We start from the raw sequence: 7,450 nt of genomic DNA, 5'->3' as shown, positions 1-7,450 counted from the left end.
TCGCATAGCATTTGATATTTTACCCCATAAAAGCACGTTTAGATTGGATAGGGGTTTTTTGCGCTTTTTTAATGGGGCTTGGCCCCACAACTTATTAGGCTATACAGTAAAAACATGTTGAATTTTATGTAAAATTATGTATAATAATGGTTGTGCCACTTTTATGTGGACATGCCGGAATAGCTCAGCAGGTAGAGCACTTCACTCGTAATGAAGGGGTCATCGGTTCGAATCCGACTTCCGGCTTAATCAGGCGATTAATTCGGGCAGTGCTGCCATGAGTTAATCGCTTTTTTACAATCTGCCGGCGGAACGTCGGCACCTGACAGGACATACCAGGGAGGATATGAGTCTATGAGCTTTACAGCAACGGAACAGGATGCCAAGATCAGAGAACTGGTTGAGTTCAGCCGAAGATCCGGAAAGATCGATCTGAGTCTGTATCAGGAGTACGATGTCAAGAGAGGCCTCAGAGATAATACCGGAAAGGGTGTTCTGACGGGTCTTACGGAGATTTCCGATGTTATGGGAACAACGCTGAACGACGAGGGCGAGTCGGTGCCCTCAGAGGGGCGCCTGTATTATCAGGGATATAATGTCAATGATCTGGTGGGCGGGATGAAAAACCGCCGGTTCGGTTTTGAGGAGATCACATATCTTCTTCTGTTCGGATCACTGCCGACGGAAAAGCAGCTGAATGATTTTATTGAGATTCTGAGCAGCTACCGGGAGCTTCCGGAGGAGTTCACCAGGGACGTCATCATGAAGGCACCCAGCTACAACATGATGAATTCTCTGCAGAAGTGTATCCTGACGCTGTATTCCTATGACGCGCATGCGGACGATATTTCAATCCCGAACATCCTGCGGCAGGCACTATCCATGATCGCGAAGATGCCTCTTCTGGCCGTGTACAGCTACCACACGCACAGACATTATCATCTGGGGCAGAACCTTATCATCCGAAACCCGAAGCCGGAGCTTTCACTCGCTGAAAATCTGCTTCAGATGCTGCATCCGGACGGTCAGTATACGCAGCTGGAGGCGAAGGTGCTCGACACGGCTCTGATTCTGCATGCCGAGCACGGCGGCGGCAACAACTCGACCTTTACGACGCATGTGGTATCTTCTACAGGAACGGACAGCTATTCCGCGGTGGCGGCTTCCCTGGGCTCCCTGAAGGGACCGAAGCACGGCGGTGCAAACCTGAAGGTTCTGCAGATGTTTGAGGACATCAAGGAGAACGTTCATAACTGGGACAATGAGGATGAAATCCGCGCCTATCTGAACAAGATTCTTGACCGTGAGGCGTTTGATCACGCGGGGCTGATCTATGGAATGGGGCATGCGGTCTACACGCTCTCAGATCCCAGATGTGTCATTCTGAAGGAATACGCGAAGAAGCTCTCGATTGAGAAGGACATGGAAGACGAATTTCATCTCTATGAAAATGTGGAAAGAATCGGAAAGGAGTGCATGATTCACAAGCGCCGTCTCGTAAAGCCGATCTGCGCAAATGTCGACTTCTACAGCGGCTTCGTGTATTCTATGCTTGATTTTCCGAGAGAGCTGTTTACTCCGCTGTTTGCGATCGCGCGGATATCGGGATGGTCGGCTCACCGGATCGAGGAAATGGTCAACGGAGGCAAGATCATCCGACCGGCATATAAATACGTCGGTCATCACAGAAGATATATCCAGCTGGAGAACCGCGAGGACTGACAGAGGAGAATTTTATCTGAATTTGAAAAAGAGACAATCCGTTTCCGCGGATTGTCTCTTTTTCAAATTGCATGTACTATATACAAGGAAAGCGATGCTCCTGCTCAGGTGTTTTAAGACCGTTTTGCAGAAAATCCGTGTTTGGCTGATGCATCAGCCAGGAAAACGAGGATTGACAACGTTGCCGGAACTATTAAATCTTTATGATATGAAGGATTAGAATGGTTGGGAGATGGTTCGAAAAACACGTGGAATTATGATGGATGATGGTTTTGGGATTCAATTCAACAATGAATCGGTTACATGGGAGGAGGTAAATCCATGGAAAACTATCAACTGAAAAAAGGGCTTCTGGTCAAGACCTTTGGAAGCAGCATCGCGCAATTACACTATTAGAAATCCAGCTAAAAAAATATCGTCGTATCATCGGGTTGAAATGAGAAAAATTTAGAAATCGGAATGAATTACATCTGAATGCTTCGGGAATTTCTGCATGCCTTAACATACAGAAATTTCTGATAAATATAGAAGAGAAAAGAAAAACATTAATCTTTTTAATATAACGGTTGGGAACCTGTATTCGCATTTCCACAAAATGTGATATACTAATCCTGTGAAAATATGTTGGATCGAGTGACAGTCCGGGTACAGATGGCAATAATTTTGTCTTGCAATACAGTCAGCAGACTGGCTGCGCCCGGTTTGAGTCACGGTGTGTATATTGGAGGCGGCCGGATGAGCGTTGCCGTATATAAATTAACATCTGAAGAACAGCAGATTCTTGAGAATCTTCCGAATGCGGTGGGTGTATTTCAATCTGTCGATGGGAAGATGATGCCGGTATTTCTCTCAGGACAATTTCTGAAACTGTTCGGGTATGATTCGGGAGAACAGGCGATGGAAGCGCTGCGGAGAGACCTGTACCATGATATACACCCGGGTGATGCCGCCAGAATTGCGGAAAAAGGATACGGGTTCGAGCGGGATGATACGGAATATGATGTTATTTACCGCAACCGGAATAAATATCAGCCGGATTATCATATCATTCATGCAGTCGGGAGACATGTGTGGAAAGAGGGTGTGAGATTTTCGTATTTTTCATATACAGATGAAAGCCGGATTCTGAACGGAGGGCAGGAGGAACTGCAGTTATCAGAGTCATTTTCGCGGACAATTTCACTTGACAATGACCTGCATCGCAATCAGTTTGATGATCTGACGGGACTTCCGACGGTCAGCCGGTTTCTGCAGACCATTCCCGCGAGAATCCTCGAGATAAGGAGAGAACACAGGATTCCTGCGATTTTATGGATGGACTACAGCGGATTCCGTGAATATGAGACGTTGAACGGATTTGAGACGGGCGATGCCCTGATCCGTGGACTGGGCTGGCTGATTCGCGGCCGGTTCGGAGTCAGGAATACGGCAAGATTTAACAGTGATCACTTTGTAGCATGCGCGTCGACGGATAAGTTGGAACAGAATATCCGCAGTGTGTTTGAAAATGTTGCAAAATTGAATAGGGGAAATTCCCGTCCGATTGCTGTTGGCGTTTATGTGATCGATAGTGATGAGGTCAGCCTGACATCCGCAATTGACCGCGCGAAGCTTGCGTGCGATTCGCTGAACAATCCGTTGCACTCTTCCTACGCGTATTTCGATCAGGAGATGCTGGTCAAGGCAGAGCGGAAGCAGTATCTGCTGCAGAACTATCAGAGGGCAATGGCTGAGGGCTGGATTCAGGTCTATTACCAGCCGGTGATGCGTACTATCACGGGAAAGCTCTGCGGAGCAGAGGCGCTGTGCAGGTGGAAGGATCCGGTATACGGGATGATCTCTCCTGGAGAGTTTATACCGGCTCTGGAGGATGAGGGCAGAATTACTGATCTCGATCTCTTTATGTTCGAACAGGTCTGCCGTGACGGCCGGGAACGGATCAAGGCAGGCATGAATATCGTGCCGGTATCGGTGAATCTTTCCCGCAAGGATTTCCGTAAGCCGGATCTGGTCGACAGAATAGAAGGCCTGGCGAAAGAATATAAGATTCCGCGTGAGCTCATTAATCTTGAGATCACAGAGAGCGCATTCATCCGCCATCCGGAGAGGCTGAGTCAGTATATCAGCCGTTTCCATGAGCTGGGATTTCAGGTCTGGATGGACGATTTCGGCACCGCTTATTCTTCTCTGGGCTCTCTGAAGGACCTGAATTTTGATGAGCTGAAGATCGATATGAGCTTTCTGAGTACCTCGACGGAAAAAGCAAGAAACATCATCACGTCTGTTGTGGATATGGCGAAGAAAATTGGAATCCAGACGCTTGCCGAGGGCGTTGAGACCTGTGAGCAGTACGAATTCCTGAAGCAGATCGGATGCGAGAAGGTACAGGGATACTATTTCGGAAAGCCAATGGACAGGGCATCTTTCTCGCAGCACTGCCGGGATAGAAAAATCGGGGAAGAACGGCTCCGGTGGAAGAACTATTACGATGCTTTAAGCAGGATTGATTATCAGACGGATGAGCCTCTGTGTGTCATTGAGGATGACGGCAAAACCATGCGGCTGCTTTTTGCCAATGAGGCGTACAAGGATGTGCTTAGCCGTGACGGCATCAATGACATTGATTCATGGATTACGGAAATTAACACAGACAACAATCCGATGCATGTCTTCCACCGGCGGTATGCCAATGAGCAGCTGCGGAAGCTTAAGGGACCGCAGGTGATCACCTATCCGTCCGGTGATCATTATATGGAGCTGACCGGGAACGTCATTACGCATAATGAGAAGTCTTATATCTATGCCATGAATATCCGGTACATCCGGCTGAATACGACATCAAAGGATCAGCACAGAGCATATTACATACAGAGCATCTATTATCTGTGCGGTGATATTGCGGTTTGTAATCTTATGGACAATACCATGTACGGGCTCAAGTCCGTAAATTCTGCCCAGCCGATCGGAATCGGAGGCGAAAGCATTGATTTGATGCGGGCAGAGAAGATTTATACAGAGAAGTTTATCTATCCGCCGGATCAGAAGCGATTCCATGCTTTCTTCAATCTGAAGACATTAAGAACAAGGATGATGGAGAAGAAAGGACAGGATCTGAAGGGCTTTTTCCGAAGCAAAATGCCGGACGGCGAATATCACTGGATGCTGCACATGTGCATATCTATACCGGCAACGGATTTCTACCAGGTCCTTCTGGTAACTATTCCTGTAGACTTCAATTCGGAGGTCCGCGGACTTCTTCTGGGTGACCCGGACCAGAGTGGAGAGCCCGGGACTTATCAGGAGACGGATGAGAGGAGTATCACGCCGGCTCTGCTCTGGAGGAATCTGGAGAACTATTCAGATGCGATGTATTTCTGGAAGGATGTGAACCGGAGATTTGTGGGCGCAAGCCGGAGCTTTCTGGATTTTTATGGTTTTGAATCCGAGAAAGACATTATCGGGAAAACAGATGAGGAGATGCACTGGCATGTTGAGACAGAGCCCTTTAAGAACGATGAGCTCGATGTTCTGGCGAATGGTGAAAGAGTAAGTCTCGCAAAGGGAAAGTGTATCGTCCGGGGGAAACAGCGTACGATTCTGGCCAATAAGATTCCAATTTACAGAGACGGGAAGATCATCGGCCTGATGGGGAATTTTTTCGACGCAGAGAATCTGTATCAGCTTCTGGACGATCGGTATCAATCGGAATCGATCGATGCGGTGACGGATCTCCTGAATGCGACAGGACTATCCGGGAGCTTCAGAGACTATCTGGAGGCGCTGTGGACGGATAACAAAGTGTTTTCACTGGTACAGATCTATATTCCGGAATATGAGGATTTCGCCAGAAGATATGGAGAAGAGGCGGGACACACGCTGCTCCGCAGTGTCGGAGAGCTATTGCGAAAGGTGTTCGGTAGAGAAAGCACCATCGGGAGACTGACCGGGAGTTACTTCACCATTCTGGTTCAGGATGAGGATTCGAAGAAATTAAAGGCAGCACAGGAAAGATTTGAAGAAAAGATTTCAAGGCTGAGAAAGGTCGGTCAGTGGCAGTGTGCGCTGACTGCTGTAATAAGGGTGTCCGTGATGAATCAGACCAATGCGAGCCAGGAAAAATATGCGAAGAATCTGAATCATATGTGGGCAGGATTGAGCGTATATAAGCCGGAGGCATGAGCGCAGCCGGCGGCCGGCGCCCGCGGAAATTACCCCTTCTATTGACCGGAGGTTCAATGGAAGGGATTTTGTAATGCCTGATTGTGCTTCAGGGATCTTCCGGCAGATTATTTTCGGGGAAGTAAACATTGACAGGCAGGAATGTCTGGCGTATATTTATTATACCCATAGGGGGTATTGACTCGTTTGACAGGAGGTAATACATGTATAATTTCAGATTTAGTGTTCCTACAACGATTTATTTTGGTAAAGGGCAGATCTCACATCTGTCAGAGCTTGCTGATTTTGGCTCCAAAGTACTCCTTGTCTATGGTGGAGGGAGCATCAAGCGAAATGGTATCTATGATACAGCATTGAAAATCCTCGGAGATGCCGGGGTAACGGTCACGGAGCTGTCCGGTGTAGAGCCGAATCCCAGAATAGAGACGGTTCGAAGGGGCGTTGAGCTGTGTAAAGAGCAGAAGCTGAATATGGTTCTGGCAATCGGAGGAGGCAGTGCGATCGACTGTGCAAAGGTTGTGGCTGCCGGCGCGATGTACGACGGGGATGCCTGGGATCTTGTGCTGGATCCTTCTAAAATCAAAAAGGCTCTTCCGATTTTCTCCGTATTGACATTAGCGGCCACCGGCTCCGAGATGGATTGTTTTGCGGTTATATCAGACATGACAAAGAATGAGAAATGGGGAACCGGCGCGGATGTTTTGAAGCCAACCATGTCAGTCCTGGATCCTACATATACCTTTTCGGTGTCCAGAAAACAGACCGCTGCCGGTACGGCGGATATGATGAGCCATACCTTTGAGAATTACTTCACCAAGGAGCCCGGCTGTGATGTGCAGGCAAGATTTGCCGAGGGCCTTCTGAAGACAATGATCAAATATGGCCCGGTCGCTCTTGAGGATCCGGAGAATTATGATGCCCGTGCAAATCTGATGTGGGCGGCAAGTCATGCAATCAACGGGCTGATTGCGAATGGAAGTCAGCCAGCCTGGTGCGTACATCCGATGGAGCATGAGCTGTCCGCATTTTATGACATCACACATGGCCAGGGACTGGCGATTCTCACTCCGGCATGGATGGATTTTGTCCTTGAGAAAGATCCTTCAACTGCCGCAAATTTTGCAGAGTACGGAAGAAATGTGTGGGGAATTTCGGAAACAGAGGATGAGAAAGCTGCGAGGGAGGCGATTGCAAAAACCAGAACGTTCCTGTTTGAGACCATGGGACTTCCGGAGAACCTGCGCGCCGTTGGAATTGACAGCGAGGAACATTTCGAAGTGATGGCAGAAAAAGCGGCAAAGGGCAGTGTGGGCTGTTTCGTTCCTCTCACAAAAGAGGATATTGTGAAGATTTACAAGGCTGCCTTTTAATTCATATCAAATGCTGGTGTGAGGAGATTGAAAGCGTTCGTACAGATATCATCATAGTGCACTTGAAAGCGTTCGTACAGACTTCTAAGGCCGAGTAATGTAAAAAACACCCGTAAAGTCCTGCCAGGCAAGACTTTGCGGGTGTTTTCCTGCAGTGCGCGAAACATTCAGAAATTGAT

The 7,450-nt window shown here is 48.1% G+C and carries 3 protein-coding genes and 1 tRNA gene; all 4 read left to right on the top strand.

Annotation, left to right across the window (positions count from 1 at the left end):
- The first annotated feature begins 173 nt into the window (after positions 1 to 173).
- The 4 genes from ACTQ3A_RS02115 (at position 174) to ACTQ3A_RS02100 (ending at position 7,271) form a co-directional block, all read left to right on the top strand.
- Positions 174 to 246: transfer RNA gene (locus ACTQ3A_RS02115), tRNA-Thr, on the top strand.
- A 108-nt stretch (positions 247 to 354) separates the two neighbouring features.
- On the top strand, positions 355 to 1,722 hold the full coding sequence (locus tag ACTQ3A_RS02110) for a citrate/2-methylcitrate synthase (protein WP_441099309.1): 1,368 nt from the start codon (positions 355 to 357) through the stop codon (positions 1,720 to 1,722).
- A gap of 735 nt (positions 1,723 to 2,457) precedes the next feature.
- The gene (locus tag ACTQ3A_RS02105; protein ID WP_441099308.1) at positions 2,458 to 5,901 is read left to right on the top strand and encodes an EAL domain-containing protein; all 3,444 of its coding nucleotides are present in this window, start codon (positions 2,458 to 2,460) and stop codon (positions 5,899 to 5,901) included.
- Positions 5,902 to 6,104: 203 nt separating this feature from the next.
- The gene (locus ACTQ3A_RS02100; RefSeq protein ID WP_441099307.1) at positions 6,105 to 7,271 is read left to right on the top strand and encodes an iron-containing alcohol dehydrogenase; all 1,167 of its coding nucleotides are present in this window, start codon (positions 6,105 to 6,107) and stop codon (positions 7,269 to 7,271) included.
- Positions 7,272 to 7,450 lie beyond the last annotated feature (179 nt).

The organism is Bilifractor sp. LCP21S3_F8 (assembly GCF_052117805.1).
GTDB lineage: Bacteria > Bacillota > Clostridia > Lachnospirales > Lachnospiraceae > Bilifractor.
Note: the sequence above shows the minus strand (reverse complement) of the source record. Positions and strands in the feature narration are given on the sequence as shown.